16 protein-coding genes are annotated in these 20,273 nt (G+C 51.6%); 11 read left to right on the forward strand and 5 right to left on the reverse strand.

The features are described from left to right. Window positions 1-151 precede the first annotated feature (151 nt). Genes nikA through nikE form a run of 6 tightly spaced genes read left to right on the forward strand, consistent with a single transcriptional unit; the run spans window position 152 to window position 6,411 of the window. Window positions 152-1,765: a nickel ABC transporter substrate-binding protein gene (gene nikA / locus J2T14_RS12570; RefSeq protein WP_307471235.1), complete on the forward strand. Its 1,614-nt coding sequence runs from the start codon at window positions 152-154 to the stop codon at window positions 1,763-1,765. A 17-nt stretch (window positions 1,766-1,782) separates the two neighbouring features. Then, on the forward strand, window positions 1,783-2,727 hold the full coding sequence (gene nikB, locus J2T14_RS12575; RefSeq protein WP_307471237.1) for a nickel ABC transporter permease subunit NikB: 945 nt from the start codon (window positions 1,783-1,785) through the stop codon (window positions 2,725-2,727). Further along, window positions 2,724-3,557, forward strand: coding sequence for a nickel ABC transporter permease subunit NikC (nikC, locus tag J2T14_RS12580; RefSeq protein ID WP_307471239.1), 834 nt, complete (start codon window positions 2,724-2,726; stop codon window positions 3,555-3,557). The genes nikB and nikC overlap by 4 nt, the downstream gene beginning before the upstream one ends. 15 nt (window positions 3,558-3,572) lie before the next feature. Beyond that, the gene (gene nikD, locus J2T14_RS12585) at window positions 3,573-4,406 is read left to right on the forward strand and encodes a nickel import ATP-binding protein NikD (protein WP_307471241.1); all 834 of its coding nucleotides are present in this window, start codon (window positions 3,573-3,575) and stop codon (window positions 4,404-4,406) included. Further along, on the forward strand, window positions 4,403-5,611 hold the full coding sequence (gene cntE / locus J2T14_RS12590; protein ID WP_307471243.1) for a staphylopine family metallophore export MFS transporter CntE: 1,209 nt from the start codon (window positions 4,403-4,405) through the stop codon (window positions 5,609-5,611). The genes nikD and cntE overlap by 4 nt, the downstream gene beginning before the upstream one ends. Beyond that, the gene (gene nikE / locus J2T14_RS12595) at window positions 5,608-6,411 is read left to right on the forward strand and encodes a nickel import ATP-binding protein NikE (RefSeq protein WP_307471245.1); all 804 of its coding nucleotides are present in this window, start codon (window positions 5,608-5,610) and stop codon (window positions 6,409-6,411) included. The genes cntE and nikE overlap by 4 nt, the downstream gene beginning before the upstream one ends. Window positions 6,412-6,417: 6 nt before the next feature. Here nikE and J2T14_RS12600 read toward each other — a convergent pair whose 3' ends face one another. The 5 genes from J2T14_RS12600 to J2T14_RS12620 all read right to left on the reverse strand — a co-directional run bounded on the left by J2T14_RS12600 (window position 6,418) and on the right by J2T14_RS12620 (window position 13,900). Next, on the reverse strand, window positions 6,418-8,250 hold the full coding sequence (locus J2T14_RS12600) for an ABC transporter ATP-binding protein (protein WP_307471248.1): 1,833 nt from the start codon (window positions 8,248-8,250) through the stop codon (window positions 6,418-6,420). Continuing rightward, window positions 8,250-10,037, reverse strand: coding sequence for an ABC transporter ATP-binding protein (locus J2T14_RS12605; RefSeq protein ID WP_307471250.1), 1,788 nt, complete (start codon window positions 10,035-10,037; stop codon window positions 8,250-8,252). Before J2T14_RS12605 ends, J2T14_RS12600 begins: the two co-directional genes overlap by 1 nt. A 229-nt stretch (window positions 10,038-10,266) precedes the next feature. Beyond that, complete coding sequence (locus J2T14_RS12610; RefSeq protein ID WP_307471251.1) at window positions 10,267-11,445, reverse strand: glycoside hydrolase family 130 protein; 1,179 nt, start codon at window positions 11,443-11,445, stop codon at window positions 10,267-10,269. A gap of 308 nt (window positions 11,446-11,753) precedes the next feature. Next, entirely contained in the window at window positions 11,754-12,959 is a 1,206-nt protein-coding gene (locus J2T14_RS12615; protein WP_307471253.1) for an AGE family epimerase/isomerase, read from the reverse strand. Further along, window positions 12,956-13,900: a glycoside hydrolase family 113 gene (locus J2T14_RS12620; RefSeq protein WP_307471944.1), complete on the reverse strand. Its 945-nt coding sequence runs from the start codon at window positions 13,898-13,900 to the stop codon at window positions 12,956-12,958. The genes J2T14_RS12615 and J2T14_RS12620 overlap by 4 nt, the downstream gene beginning before the upstream one ends. 356 nt (window positions 13,901-14,256) lie before the next feature. Between J2T14_RS12620 and J2T14_RS12625 the strand changes: the two genes are divergently transcribed. From J2T14_RS12625 to J2T14_RS12645, 5 genes are all read left to right on the forward strand, one after another. Further along, the gene (locus tag J2T14_RS12625) at window positions 14,257-15,573 is read left to right on the forward strand and encodes an ABC transporter substrate-binding protein (RefSeq protein ID WP_307471255.1); all 1,317 of its coding nucleotides are present in this window, start codon (window positions 14,257-14,259) and stop codon (window positions 15,571-15,573) included. Between the two features lie 86 nt (window positions 15,574-15,659). Beyond that, window positions 15,660-16,550 (forward strand): carbohydrate ABC transporter permease, encoded by an 891-nt coding sequence (locus J2T14_RS12630; RefSeq protein WP_307471257.1) that lies wholly within the window; start codon window positions 15,660-15,662, stop codon window positions 16,548-16,550. A 3-nt stretch (window positions 16,551-16,553) separates the two neighbouring features. Continuing rightward, the gene (locus J2T14_RS12635; RefSeq protein WP_307471259.1) at window positions 16,554-17,384 is read left to right on the forward strand and encodes a carbohydrate ABC transporter permease; all 831 of its coding nucleotides are present in this window, start codon (window positions 16,554-16,556) and stop codon (window positions 17,382-17,384) included. A gap of 89 nt (window positions 17,385-17,473) precedes the next feature. Next, entirely contained in the window at window positions 17,474-18,232 is a 759-nt protein-coding gene (locus tag J2T14_RS12640; RefSeq protein ID WP_307471261.1) for a response regulator transcription factor, read from the forward strand. Between the two features lie 91 nt (window positions 18,233-18,323). Next, window positions 18,324-20,165, forward strand: coding sequence for an ABC transporter ATP-binding protein (locus tag J2T14_RS12645; protein ID WP_307471264.1), 1,842 nt, complete (start codon window positions 18,324-18,326; stop codon window positions 20,163-20,165). Window positions 20,166-20,273: the final 108 nt, after the last annotated feature.

Consider the following 20,273-nt stretch of genomic DNA (forward strand, 5'->3'; position numbering starts at 1 on the left):
TGAAGCTCGATATAATCGAGGGTACCTTAAACGGTGCTCTTTTTTTGTTACTCTTTTTTCTGTTGACAGGTGAGGACTGATCATGTAGTATGCTAAAAGAAAGTGATAATCATTATCAATCGGATGGAGTCGAGAGGGGAAAAATTTTTAAATGATTAAGTCAAAAATGAAGATACTGCTTCTTATGCTGCTTATTCTTACCACTGCACTTGTAGGTTGTTCCACGAAAAATACGGAAGAGTCAGGAGCGGATGCAGGCCAGACCGAGAAAACGATTACTGTATCATGGCCAAGGGATATCGGGACGATGAACCCGCATGTCTACAATCCATCCCAATTGATCGCGCAATCGATGATCTATGAGCCGCTTGTCAGCTATAAAGACGGGGGCAAGGTAGAGCCTCAATTGGCCGAATCATGGACGATATCGGAGGATGGTAAAGAATATACCTTTAGCCTCCGCCAAAATATAAAGTTTTCGGACGGAACGGCTTTTAACGCGACGGTTGCCAAAAAGAACTTTGACGCCATTATGTTAAACGTCGAAAATCATAGCTGGCTTGGTTTTATCGGAGTTCTCGACAAGACTGAAGCCGTAGACGAGTATACTTTTAAGCTAACATTGAAACAGCCGTATTACCCGACTTTGCAGGAGTTGACGGTCATCCGCCCAGTGCGCTTTCTCGGCGAAGCCGGATTCCCGGAAGACGGCGACACGTCCAAAGGCGTAAAGGAGCCGGTAGGGACAGGACCATGGATGCTGACGGACTATAAAACGGACGAATATGCGGAGTTTACCCGTAACCCAAATTACTGGGGTGAGCAACCGAAAGTCGATAAAATCGTGATCAAGATTATTCCGGACGGAGAAACGCGCGTACTCGCCTTTGAGAAAGGGGAGCTGGATTTAATCTACGGCGAAGGCATCATCAGCATGGATGCCTATAAGCAGCTGGAAGCATCCGGAGAATACGAAACAAGTCTCTCCGAGCCTATCGCAACCAGACAGTTGGTATTGAATACGACAAACGAAGCGCTTGCGGACTTGAAGGTACGTCAGGCTCTGCAGCATGGTTTTAACAAACAGGCGATGGTAGAAGGCGTTACCTCGGGCTTGGAAGAGAAAGCGGATAGCCTATTGTCCCAAAACTTCCCGTATGCCCAAACCGACGTAATTCCTGCCGAATACGACGTGGAAAAAGCAAAAGCCTATTTGGATGAGGCAGGATGGAAGCTTCCGGACGGCAAAACGGTACGGGAGAAGGACGGCAAGCCGCTGGAGCTTGAGCTGATCTATGAAAAGGCGGAACAAGTTCAAAAACCGATGGCGGAAACGCTGCAAGCCGAGTGGGCGGCGATCGGCGTCAAGCTGAATATTACCGGCCTTGAGCTCACTGAACAAGTGAAACGATTCCGTGCCAACGACTTTGATTTATACTTCTTTAGCAACTACGGCGCGCCATATGATCCGCATTCGTTCATCCACATCGTTGCCGAGAAAGGCTTTGGCATATCGGATGCGCTGTCGAAACTGCCGATGAAGCAAGAGCTCGATCAGCAAGTTCAGGAAGCCCTTCTTTCCGTTGACGAGAAAAAGCGCGAAGAACTATACGGCGCTATCCAGACGACGTTACATGAGCAGGCAGCGCTGCTGCCGATCTCTTATATTAAGAAGACGGTTGTATATAACAAAAAAATAAGCGGTTTTGAATTTCCGGCGAATCGGGACGAAAATCCCTTCTCCAGCATCGACATCGAACAGTAAACCGAGGGAGGCTTAACATGGGCAGCTATATCGGGAAACGGCTTCTAGCCGTCATACCTATTTTTCTTTTTGCCACGCTGCTTACGTTTTTACTGATCCATGTTTCGCCGGTCGACCCCGCAGAAGCTTATTTGACTGCGGCGCATATCCAACCGACCGACGAGCTGCTCGCTCAGAAGAGACATGAATTCGGCTTGGACCGGCCGCTGATTGTTCAATATACCCAAACCCTAATGAAGATGTGCCGGCTTGATTTCGGCACATCTTATGTTTCTAATGAACCGGTTTGGCAGGAAGTCGCTCTCCGGATGCCGGCAACGATCCAACTTGCCTTCAGCAGCATTTGTCTTGCCGTATTTATCAGCGTGCCAATCGGGTTCTTGGCGGCGTTGTACAAAAACAGCGTGTTCGATCATCTGAGCCGGCTGCTCGCTTATTTTGGCGCTTCCATACCGCAGTTTTGGCTTGGATATTTATTGATTTATTTCTTTTCCGTCAAGCTCGATCTGTTTCCTGTGCAAGGAAGGGGGTCTTTGGCGCATCTCGTCCTTCCGTCGATTACGCTCGCTTTGGGGCTGATCGCCATTTACTCCCGGCTGCTGCGTGCAAGCGTTCTGGAACAATTACAGGAGCCGTATGTGTTATACGCCAGAACGAGAGGCATTAAAGAGAAGCTCATTATGAGCAAGCATGTACTGAAGATCGCGATTTCGCCGATGCTCACCGGTCTCGGGATGAATATGGGCAAATTGCTTGCGGGTACGATCATTGTCGAGGAGGTTTTTTCATGGCCGGGCTTCGGTCGTTACTTTATCGAAGCGATCTTTAACCGGGATATACCGGTCATCCAAAGCTATGTGTTCCTCGCCGCTTGTCTGTTTATCGTGTGCAACCTGATCGTGGATCTGTTGCAAATGTTTATGGATCCCCGAATTTCCTGGAAAGGAAGTACCGACCATTGATCGCGAGCATACGGACCGGCCTTAGAAGTCAGAAAACCGCAGCGGTATGCTCGGTCATTTTATTCGTTCTTTTTTCAATTGCCATCTTAGCTCCGTGGATTTCTCCACACGACCCGGTTGAGGTGAATTTGGCGCTAAAGCTGCAGTCCCCAACATGGGATTATCCGCTCGGAAACGACCATTTGGGACGCTGCAATCTGTCTCGTCTCTTACACGGCGCGCAAGTTTCTTTAGGCTTTGCGTCCTTGATATTCATCTCCTCGTTATTGATCGGCTTGCTGATCGGTACTTTTTCCGGTTATAAAGGCGGCGCAATCGATCTTGTACTGATGCGGTTCTGCGAAGGGGTGATGGCATTTCCGACTCTCGTACTTGTTCTGGGACTTGTCGGACTACTCGGGCCTGGACTCCCGCAAGTCGTTTTGGCTATGGTGATGGTGCAGTGGGTGTATTATGCCCGTATGTTCCGCGGCATGGTTCTCAGTTTGAAAGAGCGGAACTTTATCACGGCCGCCAGAATAAGCGGATCATCGCATTGGACGATCATCAGACGGCATATCATCCCTAACGTGCTTCCTCCGATCATCGTAATGGGAACGCTGGAAATAGGCTGGGCGATCATGGATATCGCCGCCATGTCTTTTCTCGGACTCGGCATTCAGCCGCCGTCGCCGGAGTGGGGCTCCATGATCCACGAAGGAAAATCCTATATTCGGAGCAATCCCGAATTAATGCTGTATCCGGGAATCATGATTCTTATCGTTGTCATTACATTCAATGTATTGGGCGAGGCATTATCGGAACGGTTTGGCGTAAAACGACGCTATTGAAAAGGAATGAGGCCATTGATAATAGATCCGCGCCATGTATTGCAGGTGAGCGGCCTGCATGTGAAGGTTAGAACGGCTCAAGGAACGGTTCCGTTGATACAGGATATTAGTTTTGAGCTGAAACCCGGCCGCGTGCTTGGCATTGTCGGAGAAAGCGGCAGCGGCAAAACGATAACCAGTCTGTCCCTGCTGCAGCTTCTGGACCGCAAAACGATTGACATGGCAGGCAGCATACGCTTAAATGGCCGCGAGTTGAACGGGCTGAAAGCGGATAAGATGCGGAGCATTCGCGGGAAAGAGATCGCCCTCATTATGCAAAATCCGATGAATGCTTTCACTCCGGTCATTAAGATCGGCGATCAATTCATTGAAACGATCCGCATTCATACCGCGCTGACCAAAAAACAAGCGTTCGAGCTGGCGGTAACCACTATGCACGATGTGAATTTACCAGAACCCGCAGGGCTCATGAAGCTGTATCCGTTTCAACTGAGCGGGGGAATGCTGCAGCGGGTTATGATTGCCGTTGCCATATGCCTTCGGCCATCCGTCATTATTGCCGATGAGCCGACGACCGCGCTGGATGCGACGAACCAATTGCAGGTTCTTCGGCAGCTGGAGCGCATACGTTCGGAATACGGTACGTCCATTCTGTTGATATCCCATGATTTAGGGGTAATAGCGGAAATGGCTGACGAGGTTGCCGTTATGAGGCACGGCCGGATCGTTGAACAAGCGGATGTCTACCGGCTGTTCGATCATCCGCAGCATGAATATACGAAAAAACTGCTAAGTGCCAGACCCGCCTTGCAGGACAACAAGCCGTCTAAGGAGTTCGTCATGTCATGAATGTCACGAAACCGCCGGAGACGGTTTTGCAGGACCGTCCCTTTGGGCCGAAAGCGATACGGATTTACCTCGTAGCGGCATTATTTTATACGACCAGCCATGTTCTGCTGATTTTGCTGCCGCTAAGCTCGAACAAGCTGGGAGCAAGCCCGTCGCAAATCGGTCTCATTATGGGCGCCTACATGTTTACCTCGATGTTTTTACGGCCTGTCGCCGGTAAAATCGTCGACAAGCTTGGAACAAAACGGATCTTTACCGCGGCGCTCCTATTAAATGCGGTTGTCATAGCCATGTACCTGTTTCAATCACTGTGGGTTTTCGCTCTGCTCCGAATTGTTCAAGGTGTGATCCTCTCCTTCTTTTCCATGGTAGCGCATCTTATGATCATTGAAGTGTTATCCGATAAAGCCCGGGGGCAAGGCCTGTCCCTGTTCTCGCTTTCGTCCATGCTGCCTTACACCTATGGCCCTTTTCTCGCTTTGTATTTTGTGGATAGAGTGCCTATGCCGTACCTTTTTATGGCCCTGATTCCGATCGGCTTGACGACGCTCCTCATCGGTATGAATCTCGGATTGCCTGAGCTTCGCAAAAAGGAAAGTTTGCAAACGGACAACCTCCGCAGCAGCCTTGATGCCTATAAAGGGTGGAAGGACGGGAAGCTGCTGCTTCCTTCCGCAATCATGCTTCTGGCTTCCGCAATCATTGGGACGGTGGCTGCCTTTCTTCCGCTTTATTTGCAGAAGCGAGGGCTGCCGTTTGCCGGCTTGTATTTTCTGACCGAAACCGTCGTACTTATCTTATTGCGCTTCTTCGGAAGAAAAATGATCCCGACGGGCGGGCGATTCCCTTTTAGGTTGGTCGTTATGCTTATATTCCTCATGACGGCCGCGGTCGGATTGGTCCGGATGGCTGAATCGCTGCCTGTTGTCCTACTAGCCGCCGTTTGCAACGGGATTGCGTTATCGATGCTATATCCGACGCTGCTCACTTATGTATCGTTTATCGTGCCGGAACGGTTTAGAGGCAGAGGAATCGGACTGTTTATTGCCGCCGCCGACTTCGGAACAGCCGTAGGCATTTGGGCGCTGAGCCTCGTAGCCAGCACGTATTCGTACGAAACGATGTTTTCCGGCTGCATCGCCATCGGAGCTGCAGCTCTGCTGCTTATCCTACTAATGTCCAAAATCAGGGGGCGAGCCGTATGAGCTTACTTCAAGTAAATAATGTCACTCATTCCTATGGGGCAACCAATCGCTTTTGGCGAGCGGGCCGGCAGAAGACTGTGCTCTCCGATGTTTCCCTTTCGATCGAACAAGGGGAGTGCCTGGGGCTTCTTGGAACGAGCGGAGCAGGCAAGAGCACGCTGGGCAAGGTCATCCTGGGTCTGGAAAAACCGCGGAAGGGTCAGATTCTATTTCAAGGAGTGGATCTCTACGAGACGAATCCATCTACACGCAGGCGGCTTCGCCGCGATCTTCAAGCGGTGTTTCAAGATTGCTATTCTTCCGTAAACCCGAGAATGAACGCGGAGCAAATTATCGGGGAGCCGCTCCAAAACTATGAGAGACTATCCCCGAATGAGCACAGGCGCTCGATAAGCATGCTGCTGGAATCCGTCGGGCTAAGCCCGGAGGATAGGGGTAAGTATCCGCATCAATTTAGCGGAGGACAGCTGCAAAGAATCAATATTGCGAGAGCAATCGCCTTGAAACCGAAGCTGATCGTGTTAGACGAGGCGGTAAGCAGTTTGGACATGGTGAATCAAACGCATGTTTTGCATCTATTGGATGAATTAAAAACATCGTTCGGACTTTCTTATTTATTTATTACTCATGATGTGAAAGCGGCTTGCTCCTTATCCAATTCTCTGGTTGTAATGGAGAAAGGGGAAGTGATTGAGAGCTGCGAGGATCAATCGCAGCTAATTGCATCCTCCCATCCCACCGTAAAAAAATTACTCGAGTCTATTCTATCGGAGCACCCGCGTTCTCGCTCAATAAATTAACACTCGTTAATTTTTATTCCAAAGCTTGCGATACAGACCCTCCGGACGCTGGAGCAATAGCTCGTGAGTGCCTTGCTCGGCGATGAGGCCGTTCTCCATGACGATAATGGCGTCCGCGTCCTGCACGGTCGTCAGACGATGCGCGATGACGAGCAGCGTGCTTCCATGCATAAGAGTACGCTCACGAACGCTCTCCATGACGAAACGCTCCGTGTCCGTGTCGAGCGCCGAGGTCGCCTCGTCGAATATCCAGATCGGCCGCCCGGAGAGCATGGCGCGTGCGATAGCCAGCCGCTGCTTCTGGCCGCCGCTCAGCGAGCTGCCATGCTCCTTCAACGGGGTGTCGTAGCCGTGTGGCAGCGCCTCGATGAAAGCATGGGCAGCAGCCGCCTTAGCTGCGTCAACGAGCTCCGCTTCGGATGCATCAGGCTTGCCGAAGAGCAGGTTGTCGCGGATCGTACCCGCGAACAGATAAGGCGATTGCGGCACATAGGCGACGAATTGTCTCGCGTATTCGGCATTGTAATTCGGATTCGATCCGCAGATGCTTACTTCGCCTTCATCCGGAAGCAGCAGTCCTGCACCAAGCTTGGCTGCGGTCGACTTGCCAGATCCGCTAGGTCCTACGATTGCCGTGAATGAGCCAGGGCGAAGCTCCAGGCTGAATTGCTGAAGCAAAAGCCGGTTCGCTTCGGACTTGCTGGCATTTACATCGTTTGCCTGATCGTTCTGTATGCCGGCATGCTCGTCGTAGCCGAATGAAACGTTGCTCCACCGTATGCTATGCTGCTGTTCTATACCGCTTAAGCTATCGGCGGCATGATTGAGCGTCGGGCTAAAATTGTTAGGCTCCTTCTTCGCTCTCCATAAAGCGGATATACGCGCGGTCTGGCCTAAGTTCTGCTGCACCTCGCCCCACATTCTGCCGATATTGACAAGCGGATTATAGATCCGCCAGACGAGAACGAAAAAGGCCATTAAAGCGCCGATCTGCAGTTTACCTTGAACAGCCAGCCAGGCAACAGCTAGCACAGAGCCCCACGTAATAAGCAAGGAGAGCGAGACGGTAAGTCCGTTCACGAGCTCATTCCACCACATGCGCTGCATATACAGCCCGTTCAGTTTGTGTCGTTCCACGACGAAGCGATCCATCATCCAGCCTTCGGCTCCGAACGCGCGCAGCGTTTCCATCCCTTGAAGCGCGTCCTGCTGGCATTGCCGGACTGCGGCTTCCTGATCGGCAACCGCAAGACCGATGACGCCAAGTTTTCTCCGCAGCAGGTGACTTCCGAGAATGCCGAGAGGCATAAGAACGAATAACCCCAAGGCAATCTCCCATTGCAGCCATAACATATAAATCGCGGCCAGAACGAGCATGATTGCTTGACTTCCAATGCCGTGGAATAAAGTCGACAGAATCCAACTCGATTTGTCGCCGTCGGCCCATATCCGCTGGGCAAGGTCAGCGGAGTGCGATGCCGTAGCTTTTTGCAGCGGCAGCCGCTGAGCTTCGTCGGCAAGCTCCAAACTAACGTCGCGTTGAAGGGCGCTCATACTTTTTTGCTTATAATAGAATCCGAGAATGGTAAGCCCAAGTAGAACGATAACGATAACCGTAGAGATGAGCATCAGATTATAGATATAGGGCAGCTGTCCAAGCTCCAGCCGGTTAAAGTACATTTCCATCAGTAGAGGAACGAGCAGCATAACGACCGTTTCGCCAAGACTGAGGATGACGGAGGCTCCGAATAGGACGCGCCCCTTGCCCAGCTTCTTCCAAAGCATGGCGGTAAGCTGCCTCAACGTTGGCGACGGACTGGGTGGGATTGGTGAATGCATCAGGCCATACTCTCCTCTCGCAGGTCGGACCAGTCTCCGGCTTTGACAAGCGCGGCATATTTGCCTTCTTGCTGCAGCAATTGCTCATGCGTTCCGCTTTCGATGACGCAGCCGTTTTCCATATAGACGATGCAATCCGCGTCTTCGACGGTGGATAGCCGATGTGCCGCTACGAGTACGGTCCGTCCTTGCATTACGCTTTGAAGCGCGTCCTGCATCAGACGTTCGTTAATGCCGTCCAACGCGGAGGTAGGCTCATCCAGAAGCAAAAAGCGAGGATTGCGTAAGTAGGCTCTAGCCAATGCCAGCCTTTGCCGCTCGCCGCCAGAAAGACGCAGCCCTCTTTCCCCTAGACGCGTCGCATAACCTTCGGGAAGCGCCTCGATAAAGGAATGAGCGTTGGCATGAATGGCAGCTTCGGCAACCTCCTCGTCCGTAGCGTCCAGTCGGCCGATGCGAATATTATCGATGACCGTCGCATCGAACAGCGCTGCATCTTGAGGGACATAAGCGGTTAGCCGTCTCCAAGCCTCTACGTTATGTTCGCTCAGGTCATGATTTCCATAGCGAATCGTACCCGAGGAAGGGGGATGGAGGCCGAGAATAAGCTTGATTAATGTGCTCTTGCCGCTGCCGCTTGGTCCGACGATAGCTGTAACTCGGCCTTGCCGTATCGTGAGCGAGAGCCGATTCAGTATGGGGTCTTGATCGTTGTAGGTGCAAGAGATTTGGTCGAGTATAATATCGCCATGCTTCGGCAATGCATCTGAATTCGTACCGGACACCTTGGCGGGCGAAGACTCAGAGGGATCGATCATTTCGTAGACTCGCTTCGCATGCGCGATGGAATCGGAGACGGAGGACCAGATCTGGATCAGGTGCGCGAGCGGGAAGACGAGCCTTTCGTACGATAGCATGAAGGCGGCAATGGCGCCGACGGCAAGACTACCGTTAACGGCCATCGAGGCTCCCATGCAGAATATATAGACTTGACCGAGCCAGAAGCCGATAAAGACGGCCCAACCGTTCACCGCGCGCAGCAGCTCGGTTCGCAGCCAACGATGTCTCGTCATCTCGACCGTGTCTCTCCATGCCTTGTTGAAGGAGGAGCGCAGCCCGTAGCTGCGGACGACCTCCGCGCCTTGCAACTGATCCAGCAGCATGGCGTCGCGCTTACCATGCCCCTCATTCGTCTTGTCCTGCCACTTGCGTATCGGCTTCGCCAGCATATTGCTAAGCAGCGGAAGAAGCAAGGCAACGACGATGGCTCCGGCCATTAGCTCCCAAGACAATATAGTCAAGTAGACGAACAGAAACAGAATAGAGAGACCATTGTGAACGAGCTCGGGTATGCGCTTGTTGATTCCTTCTTGGGCAGTGGGCGCAGAGCTATTGATCCGCTGAAGCTTATCGCCGGTATGCCATTTCATGTAACGGGAAAGCTTCATCGCGAATAGACCGCCAAGCAGCCCGCGCTGCATATCGAGCGTGGTGCGGTTGCTTAGTCTTTGGTTAAGCAGCGCTTGCAGGAATGAAACGGCAACCTCGACGACGAACAGCGAGCCAAACCAGATGGATGCTTGAAACAATCCGTCCATATTAAGCTGCGAGGTCGCATCGAACAATTGCCGCATCGCTTCAGCCCAGCCGACGGGAAGCAGCGATGCAATAATCACGAAGAAAATGATGCCTAAATAGGCTAACCAATAGGTTCTTGCCCAGCGCAGCATTCGGAGTAAGACTAATAAAGGCTTATCTTCTTCAGACGCTTGCTCTTGCGTTGTCAATTGGACTCCTCCTCCGGACCTGAAATGAACACGCATGATACGTCGCGGGTAATATCAAATCATTCTTTTGTCTATGATCCATTATTTATGTTGTGGAATGAATTGGCAATCGGGCTGTGGAACAAAAAAATCTACGTCTGGGGGAGGAGGCGGAGAGCAATAATGCTGAGGCGAAAAAACAGCCTACCCCGCTGGCTTCAGCGGAATAGGCCGTTGGAATGAACGATGATTACTTCGATGCAAGCTGCAAATTACGGTCGATCAGTTGGGCGCGCTGCTCTACGCAAGCGTACGAGCGGAGCGGATCTTCCGGCGTGTTGATGACATAATCGAGCAGTCTTTCTACCGTTGTCTGCGCGACATGGCAGCGCGTATCGGAGGATGCGTAGTAGATATATACATCGCCGTTGTCCTGCGCGATAACGCCGTTGCAGAAGGTTACGTTGGATACGTCGCCAACGCGCTCGATGCCTTCCGGCGCGATCAGATGCCCGCCTGGACGGTGCGTCACTTTGCTAGGATCGTTAAGCTCGGACAGGAACGCATAGATGACGTAGCGAAGGCCTGCAGCCGTGTTGCGAACGCCGTGTGCAATATGAAGCCAGCCTTTGTCCGTCTTGATCGGAGCGGGACCTTGGCCGTTCTTCACTTCTTTGATCGTATGGTAGTGGCGCTCGTCGATAATGATCTCGCGCTCGATAACGGCATTCTCGATCGTATCGGACAAGCCCCAACCGATGCCGCCGCCGGATCCCGTGTCGATAAAGCCGTCCTGCGGACGCGTGTAGAACGCGTATTTGCCGTCCACGAATTCAGGGTGAAGGACGACGTTGCGCTGTTGGTTGGAAGCGGTCTTCAGATCGGCAAGGCGCTCCCATGTTTTCAAATCCTTCGTTCTGGCAATGCCGCATTGGGCAACGGCGCTCGACAGATCGCCTCTTGGCGCGCTAGGGTCTTTGCGCTCGGTGCAGAACAGGCCGTAAATCCAGCCATCCTCATGCTGGACGAGGCGCATATCGTAGACGTTCACGTCCGGGTCGGATGTCTCGGGCAGCAGGATCGGATGATCCCAGAAGCGGAAACCGTCTACGCCGCTGTCGCTCTCCGCAATCGCAAAGAATGATTTGCGGTCATTGCCCTCTACGCGTGCTACAAGATAGAACTTGCCGTTCAACGAGATCGCTCCCGGATTGAACACGCAGTTCACGCCGATACGTTCCATGAAGTAAGGGTTCGTCTCCGGATTGAAGTCGTATTTCCAATGAAGCGGCGCGTGCTCCGCGGTCAGGACAGGGTGTTCGTAGCGCTCGAAAATGCCGTTGCCGAGCTCGATCGGACTGTTCTTGCGTCCAACGAGAGCCTCGAAGCGTTCCGTAAGAAGTTGTTTGCGTTGTTCAAAATTCAACATTAGAATGGCCTCCATATCTATTTGAATGTCAGTTTGTAAAGTTCGAAACAGTTTATTTTAACTGGAAAAAACGGAGCTATTTTCGAGCTAAATCACTTATGATAAGAAATAACTGGAAAAAATCCAGCTAATTCGAGACTATTCGTCCGTTTTAGGATAATCGCAACAAATTAACGGGAGGAACTACTGCAATTCTCATTAGATAGATGATTGCGCTAAAATTAACGGTAGAAAATCCAGTTATTACAATGAGACTCGGCACTGGTTCACAGAAGGTCCGTGCTAACCGTTATCGCCTTGCAAGCCGTTTATTGCGCAGCGTGCTGCAGCCGCTCAAGCATTTCGAAGCAAGCTCTGCCGTTATGGTAAGGGCATTTCCAAGCGCTTATCTTCTGCACATTGTCGCTAGGCTTGCCGTCCTCGGTTACGCTCCAATGCCACTCGCCGAACTGCTTGTCGACGATATAGTTCTCGATGAATTGCCAAGAACGCTGCGAAGCATCGCGGTACTTCGCGTCGCCGCTCATTTGGTATGCGTTATAGAAGCCGACGACGGCCTCGGCTTGCGGCCACCAGTCTTTATCCGTATCGATAAGACCGTGCTCGTCCGCTTCATTCCATAGCCCGCCGTCCTTGTCGACCCCTTCGTTCAAAGTAGCTTCCGCCATGCGAAGCGCAATAGCCTTCGACTCGGCAAGCAGCGCCTCTTCGCCAAGCACCTCGGCTGCTTCAACGAGCAGCCAACTGCCCTCGATGTCATGCCCGTACGAGATATGCTCGGACTTGCTGTTCCATTCCTCATCGAAGAAGAGCAGGAAATGCGCGCTGTCGGCATCGATAATATGCTTGATCGTCACCTCGATCAGTTCCTTCAGCTTCGCTCCGAGCTCATCCGATCTCCATACGCGGTACAGATTCGTATAACCTTCCAGCACATGCAGATGGGTGTTCATCGATTTCTTCTCGTTCAAGTCTTTGTTGCTAAGGCTCAGATCGTCGGTTTGTTCCCATTCGCGGGATAGCGCCTCGACATAGCCTTTATGGATCGGATCGTAGCCGTGCTGCTCAAGCGCCCGGAATAGCTCGATCGCATGGGCGAGCGCAGGCTCATGCCCGGTCGCCCGGTAATATTCGGACAGCGCATAGATCGCGAACGCTTGGCCGTATATTTGCTTCTTAGGCTGCGATGGCGCGCCGGACGCATCAACCATCCAGTATAAGCCGCCGTATTCTCGGTCGATGAAATGCTCGGTTACATAGGCATATGCCCGCTCGGCTATCCGCAAATAGGACTCGTCTTTGTAGATGCGGTAGGCGGAAGCGAATGTCCACAAAATGCGCGTATTGAGCACGGAGCTCTTATCTGCCGAGGAATCGACTTCAAGGTCGCGGCTAATGTAGCCGTAAAAGCCGCCTTTCTCCTCATCGATGGCATGCTTCATCCAGAAGCCGAGAATATTTTCCTTCAGCTCCGCTTCAATGGCAGGAAGCCATTGTTGTTTCCAGTCGCTCATTTGCCTGCTGCCCCTTTCACCGGTTGATTCGTTTTGAAAGTGTAATACGCGCGGACGGTGCTCTCCGCTTGCTTGCCGAACATGCAGTAGTCGTCGTTGGCGCTTGCGTCGCTTTCTTCGTATAGCCTTGCTGGCCAATCCCATAACATAAAGCCGCCTACCCAGTCTCGCTTGTCGCAGGCGGAGAACATTGCTTCGTAGAAGCTGCGCTGCGCTTCCTCGCTCGGCGCTCCCGCTAGACCCCAATCGTTCGGGAGATTAGGCGAGCCCTCGCGGCTCGGACAGCCGGCTTCCATGAAGAAAAAGGGCTTGTTATGCGCGGCAACGACGCGCTCGATACGATCAAGCTGCTCCTCCCAATTGTCAATCGGATAATAGCCGCTGGAGGAAATGATATCGACGGCATCCCACCATTTCACATTGCCTTCCTGATACTTATCGCAGTTATACGTAATAATGCCGGAATATACCTTGCGAACCTCGGAGATCAGGTTGCGCCACTCTTGTTCGCGGCGATCGGTCTGAACCATTTCGCAGCCGATGCAAAGCATCTCGCAGCCGGTTTCCTCCGCAATACGCGCATAATGAACGATGAATGCGGTGTAGGAGGCGAACCATTCCGACCACTTTGGCTCGCATGGAACATCAACGTCGAAGAAGTTGATATGAGCGCGCCAAGTGCCGTTCGCGCAGTTGACGACGGGCTTCAATACGACTTGAAGACCAAGCTCCTTCGCCTTGCGAATCGCGGAGCGCACTTCCTCATCGGTTACGGTAGGCTCTTCCGTGTACCTGATTTCCGTTGCTTGCGGATGATCTTGCATGGCGCCAAGCGTAATGGCCGTCCAGTTCACGTTCAAACGGCTTGCCATAAGCTCCATCGATTTATCGGCTTTCTCGCCGGTCCAAGTGCCGCGAACGCCGGTCCATCCCCAGGTCATTCCGCCGATATAAGAGGTCAAAGTTGTCAATGTAATCGCCTCGCTTCGTAGTTTGATAGATTTGTTATCATAATTATTTTGTTTGTTATATAACAAGTAAACATGATAGATAGGTGTTTTGGCAAGGCCTTCATCGAAAAAACGCAAAATCCTCATTTTACCTTCATTAATAGGTCAAAATAGGGTCCCGAAATGAAAATGAAGCGGTTGCATTTCAATATTGTTAGACAAGATCGACAAAATTGAAGATGTCATTTAAAGACTATAAATCGCATTTCAAACCATTTGCTAACGCTTTCGAGTAAGGTAAACTCAATTTGCAAGCGTTACCAAACGATGAACAGGGGGAAATGAGAATGAAGAAAGTTTTATCGTTAGCAATGGTTTCTGCTATTATGCTAACAACTTTAGCTGCTTGTGGCGGCAACAATGCGGGCAATGAGACAAACAAAGCGACTAACACGCCAAGCGAAAATGCGGCATCGAACAAGCCGGGCAACGGCGGGGGCGAGGAAGCATCGAAAATTATCGGCGAGGTTGTTTTCCTGACGAACCGTACGGATATGATCGATAAGGAGTATGTCGATTACGAGAAACGTTTCGAAGAGAAATATCCTGGCGTGGACCTGAAGTTCGAAGCGATCCTCGACTATGACAAAACGCTTAAAATCCGTATCGCTTCCGGCGAATTCCCGGACGTTGTTTTCACGCCGACGCTTCCGAACAACGAGCTTGCGAACTATTTCGCTCCGCTTGACGACATTCCGTTCTCCGGCGAAATTTACTTCAAAGACTTGAAAGCGCACGAAGGCAAAATGTACGGAGTATCCTCCGGCGGTTCGACGGTAGGCATCGTGTACAACAAGAAGGCATTCGAGAAAGCCGGCATCACGGCGGTTCCGAAAACGTATGACGAGTTCCTTGCGGCAGCTCAGAAGCTGAAAGATGCAGGCATCGTGCCGCTCGCTTCCAACTTCAAGGACAAATGGCCGCTTGATACTTGGGTGTACGACATTCCAACGCTGATCGGCGAGGAGCCGGCACATCAGAACAAGCGCGCCGAAACAGAGACGCCTTATACGCTTGACAACGCATACGGCAAATCGTGGGGCATCCTGCGCGAGCTGTACGAGAAAGGCTTCCTGGAGAAAGACGTCAACTCGACGAACTGGGAGCAATCGAAGAAAGACGTCGCTTCGGGCGACTTCGGCATGTACCTGCTCGGCAACTGGGTCATCAACCAAGTTATCGAGAACGGCGCGGCTTCCGAGGACATAGGCTTCTTCCCGTTCCCGTCCGACAATACCGGCGTAGCGAAAGCCCCGCTTAACCCGGACTTCTTCTATGCGGTTAACAAAAACGGAAACGTTCAAGCAGCTAAAGCGTTCGTGCAATGGATGATCGAAGAATCCGGCTACGACGACTTCTCCGGCTTCATCCCGACGCTCAAAGACAAAGAACCTAAATTGCCGCAGCTTGCGGAATTCAACACCTACTCGCCGAAATATTTCGAGCCGGCGCAGCCTGTGGACGCGGCAACGCAAATTCAGAACAAAGCGCAGCTTGATCAAGCGGCAACCGTTCAAGAGTTCGTATTGACGAAGGATCCTCAGAAGGTACTCGACAAAGTAAATGCGGCTTGGGCGAAAGCGAAGAAGGATTTGGGCCTGTAATTGTCATTCATTAGATAAAGGAGCGGGGCGGATGATCGGATTGAGGGATTATCCGTCCTACGCTTTCGGGAAGGAAGGGATACCGCATGTTGAGCAGGCTTTCTTTCAATACGCAGAAGAAGCTTATCATCTTTCTGTTCGTGTCGGTGCCGCTGCTGCTGCTTCTGACATTTGCTTATTACCCGGCGCTGGAGCTGTTCCGAATCAGCTTCACGAGCTGGGACGGCCTAAGTCCGGATCGGACATGGATCGGCTGGGACAACTATAAGGAGGTTTTCTCCAATTCGAGCATCTTCGGCGTGTTCAAGCATAACCTTGCTTACTTCGTCGTCGGTATCGTACAGAACATCTTAGCCATTTATTTCGCGGTCGTTCTCAATAGCAAGCTGAAGGGGCGCAACTTCTTCAGGCTGCTGCTATTCTTGCCGTACATCCTTAATGGCGTTGCCGTCGCTTACTTGTTCGGATACGTTTTCGATACGACGAACGGCTCGCTTAACTACTTATTGGGACAGCTGGGCTTCGGCGCTTTGTCGGAAACGAGCTGGCTAGGCAATGGTTCTTTCGTCAACTATACATTGGCTTCTATCGGCCTGTGGCGGTTCATGGGCTTCAATATGGTTATTTATTTAGCGGCGCTTCAATCCATACCTAGCGATTTATACGAGGCCGCATCGATTGACGGCGCGAACGGCTGGAAGCAATTCGTACACATTACGCTGCCGAATATTTATAAAATTATCGAGCTGAACTTGTTCCTAACCGTTACGGGAGCTTTGGAAGTGTTCGATCTACCTTTCGTACTCACGAAGGGCGGGCCGGCCGGAGCAAGCGAAACATTCGTCATGAAAATTATCGAGACCGCATTCCAGTTCAACAACTACGGCTTGGCATCGGCAATGAGTGTAGTCTTGTTGTTATTTGTAGTCATCGTATTATCGATTCAGCGCTTCTTGCTGAATAGGAAGGGGGAATAACGGATGCAGCGATCCAGCCGAGTCTGGGATAGCGTCAAATATTTATCGCTCGTCATTGCCGCTTTTGCAATATTGTTCCCGCCCTATATTATTATCGTCAATGCATTCAAGACGAAGGAAGAGTTCCAGACGAAGTCGTCCATCTCCTTGCCGGACAGCTTCCTTAACTTCAGCAACTTCGGCGCGGCGTTCAAGTCTGCGGATATGACGACGGCCTTCGGCAATACAATCCTTATTATCGGCGTTACGCTGGTGCTTAATATATTGATCGGCTCGGCGTTCTGCTATGCGGTCGGACGATTCAACTTCAAGTTCAAAGGCGCGATTTTGGGGCTGTTTCTATTCGCAACCATCATTCCGTCGATTACGACGCAGGTTGTCAACTACAAGACGATTCAAGCGCTCGATCTGACGAACAACTTGATGGGACCCGTGCTGATTTACGTCGGCGCCGATATTTTGCAAATTTATATTTTCCTGCAATTCATCCGCAACATACCTTATGAGCTCGATGAGAGCGCCATGCTGGAGGGAGCGTCGCTGTTCCGCATCTTCCGCTCGATCATCTTCCCGCTGCTCGCTCCGGCGACGGCAACAATCGTGATCTTGAAGACGATCAGCATCTACAACGATATGTTCATTCCGTACTTGTACTTGCCGCGGCCCGAGCATGTCGTCGTATCGACGTCGCTTATGCGCTTCTTCGGCGTCAACAGCGGCGACTGGCAGATGATCTCATCGGCGATCCTGATTATTATGATTCCTACGGCTGTTCTCTATATGTTCCTTCAAAAATATATTTTCGCAGGTGTAACAAGCGGCGCGGTGAAGTAACCGCCCGCTTGTTTTCTTAGCGGCTAACGGAGGAAAGTTTGAAGTTTCTCGGATTTTGGCTCAAACTACGAGTGAGGAGCTGAATGGGCATGAACATCATCATCGTGGACGACGAAGAATTTATTAGGCTTGGCCTGCAGAAGATTTTGCTGAAAATGGACCTCGACATTCAAGTGATCGGTTCGTTCAGCAACGGAATGGACGCTTGGACGCATATCGCCAAGCTTTCTCCAGGAGAACTAGACGTGCTCATTACCGATATTAAAATGCCGATGATGGACGGTTTGCGACTCATCGAACATATACGCGACAAGTCGATCGCGATGATCGTGCTAAGCGGCTTCAGCGAATTCGAATACGCCCGCAAGGCGCTCAGGCAAGGGGTAAGGGACTACTTGCTCAAGCCGATCGACAAGGCGCAGTTGTACGAGCTGCTTGTGAGGCTGAAGAACGAACGTCAAAGCGCGAAGGAGCAAGACCAGCTTGGCGATGTATCGTCTTCGCAAGATCTATCGAAAGATAAGGAGCATTATGTCATTGAGCAGATGAAGACGATACTTGAGCAGCAGTACGACAAAAACTTCGAGATGGAGAGCATTGCCGAGACGGTGGGCATGAGCGGCAGCTACTTAAGCAGGCTGTTCAAGCAGGAGACGGGAGAGACGCTGACCGACTATCTAATACGCATTCGGATCGAGAAGGCGAAGCAATTCATGAGCGATCACCCCGGCTTGAAAAATTACGAAATATCGCAACTTGTCGGCTACAGCGATCCGGTCTATTTCAACAAGCTGTTCAAGAAGATGGTCGGCTTAACGCCGAAAGATTACAAGGATAAGCATCGTTGATCGCATGAGCAAAAAACCATAACTATTTTGCATATCCGCACATTTACATAACATCCGTAAGGAGTTAAGATGGGGGCGTCAGCAGGATAAGATGTTATATAGAAATTATGGGCTGCAGAAGGTGGATACGATCATGGCGGAGAGTGCCGCAGAGCTCAAGGCACGCAAAGGGTTAGCCAGCACGTTCGAGAACGCGGCGCTGGAACAAGAAACAAGCCCGTTTCAGTTTTTGTTATCGCTTTACAAGGGCAACTTCGGCAATTTGCTCATTTCGTTTGTTTTTCTGCTGGTGAAGAGCGCGCCGATCTATGTACTGCCGATCGTCACGGCGAATATCATCAATATCGCGACGAATCCTTCGGCGCATTCGATGCGCGATATGTGGATCAATTTCATCGTGGTGGTCATCGTTATTTTGCAAAACATACCGACACACGCGGCGTACATATCGTTTCTAAGCCGCGCCGTCCGGCATGTAGAGGCGGGTCTTCGAAGCGCAATGGTTCGCAAGCTCCAGCAGTTGTCGATCAACTCGCATCGCGAGCTACCGGCCGGCAAGCTGCAGTCGAAGGTACTTCGCGACGTGGAAGCGGTCGAAGCGATGTCGAAGCAGTTCATGATCGCGCTCGCTCCGGCGGTCGTCAATATCGTCGTCTCGTTCGTCATTACGCTGCAGAGCAGTTGGGTCGTATCGCTCTTCTTCGTGCTTACGATTCCGATGTCGATCACTATCGTGACGGCGTTCCGCAGGAAGATACGCCGCTCGAACAGCGAATTCCGCAAGGAGATCGAGCAGATGTCGTCTCGCGTATCGGAAATGGTGGAGATGATACCGGTCACGCGGGCGCACGGGCTTGAGAAGGTGGAGATTGCACGCATCGATTCGACGCTTCGCAATATTCAAGGCAAGGGCTACCGACTGGACTTGGTAGAAGCGTATTTCGGCGCATCCAACTGGGTTACGTTCCAAATCTTCCAGGTGCTTTGCTTAATGTTCACGGCTTATCTTGCGTATACGGGCGATATACGGGTCGGCGATGTCGTCATGTATCAAGGTTTTTTCTCGATGATTTTGGCTTCGGTCACCGGTCTTATTAATATTTATCCTCAGATTGCCAAAGGTCTCGAGTCGATCCGTTCGATCAAAGAAATATTAGTGTCTACGGACATTGAGAACAATCGCGGCAAAATGAAAATGATGGACGTGCGCGGCGCGTTCACCTTCGAGAACGTCGAGCTTTCTTACCCGGGCAGCGAGCATCATGTGCTCGAGGATGTAACGCTGGAGGTGAAGGCGGGCGAGTGCATCGCTTTCGTCGGCGCGTCCGGCGCGGGCAAGTCGACGGTGCTCAATCTCGTGATTGGCTTCCTGCAGGCGACCGGCGGCAAAGTGCGCGTCGACGGCATCGATATGAACGATATCGACCTGCGCAGCTACCGCAAGCATCTGGCAGTCGTGCCGCAGACGAATATTTTATTCTCCGGTACGATTCGCGACAACATTACGTACGGTTTGAAAGAGATTAACGAGGCGGATATTGATCGCGTCGTAGAGATGGCGAACTTGTCCGAGTTCATCCAGAAGCTGCCGGACGGCCTCGATACGATGGTCGGCGAGCACGGCGGCAAGCTGTCCGGCGGCCAGCGTCAGCGGATAGCGATCGCGCGCGCGTTAATCCGCGACCCGAAAGTGATCGTGCTCGACGAAGCGACATCGGCGCTCGACAACGAGTCGGAGTTCCATGTGCAGAAGGCGATGCAAGAGCTGATCAAGGATCGGACGACGTTCATCGTCGCGCACCGGCTGTCCACGATCCGCGATGCGGACCGAATCGTCGTCATGAAGGACGGCCGCGTAGCCGAGATCGGCACGTTCGACGAACTGATGTCGGGCAAAGGCGAGTTCTATAATTTGAGGCAGCTGTCATTGTAGCTTTTATCAGGCATGTGAGGGAGCTCATTGTTTAACGAGACAAACTTCACTAAACTTCAAGCATAATCGATGGCTTGAACAAAAATAATGAGGCAAACCACGCTGCTC

The sequence above is a fragment of the Paenibacillus harenae genome (assembly GCF_030812415.1).
Taxonomy (GTDB): Bacteria; Bacillota; Bacilli; order Paenibacillales; family Paenibacillaceae; genus Pristimantibacillus; species Pristimantibacillus harenae_A.

Excerpts from the sequence above, each read along its gene's own strand:
- J2T14_RS12630 (WP_307471257.1), top strand. The coding sequence starts at position 15,660 with ATGTTGAGCAGGCTTTCTTTCAATACGCAGAAGAAGCTTATCATCTTT.
- J2T14_RS12620 (WP_307471944.1), bottom strand. The coding sequence starts at position 13,900 with ATGACCTGGGGATGGACCGGCGTTCGCGGCACTTGGACCGGCGAGAAA.
- nikB (WP_307471237.1), top strand. The coding sequence starts at position 1,783 with ATGGGCAGCTATATCGGGAAACGGCTTCTAGCCGTCATACCTATTTTT.
- J2T14_RS12610 (WP_307471251.1), bottom strand. The coding sequence starts at position 11,445 with ATGTTGAATTTTGAACAACGCAAACAACTTCTTACGGAACGCTTCGAG.
- J2T14_RS12640 (WP_307471261.1), top strand. The coding sequence starts at position 17,474 with ATGAACATCATCATCGTGGACGACGAAGAATTTATTAGGCTTGGCCTG.
- J2T14_RS12645 (WP_307471264.1), top strand. The coding sequence starts at position 18,324 with ATGTTATATAGAAATTATGGGCTGCAGAAGGTGGATACGATCATGGCG.
- J2T14_RS12625 (WP_307471255.1), top strand. The coding sequence starts at position 14,257 with ATGAAGAAAGTTTTATCGTTAGCAATGGTTTCTGCTATTATGCTAACA.
- J2T14_RS12635 (WP_307471259.1), top strand. The coding sequence starts at position 16,554 with ATGCAGCGATCCAGCCGAGTCTGGGATAGCGTCAAATATTTATCGCTC.
- nikA (WP_307471235.1), top strand. The coding sequence starts at position 152 with ATGATTAAGTCAAAAATGAAGATACTGCTTCTTATGCTGCTTATTCTT.
- nikE (WP_307471245.1), top strand. The coding sequence starts at position 5,608 with ATGAGCTTACTTCAAGTAAATAATGTCACTCATTCCTATGGGGCAACC.
- J2T14_RS12600 (WP_307471248.1), bottom strand. The coding sequence starts at position 8,250 with ATGCATTCACCAATCCCACCCAGTCCGTCGCCAACGTTGAGGCAGCTT.
- cntE (WP_307471243.1), top strand. The coding sequence starts at position 4,403 with ATGAATGTCACGAAACCGCCGGAGACGGTTTTGCAGGACCGTCCCTTT.
- J2T14_RS12615 (WP_307471253.1), bottom strand. The coding sequence starts at position 12,959 with ATGAGCGACTGGAAACAACAATGGCTTCCTGCCATTGAAGCGGAGCTG.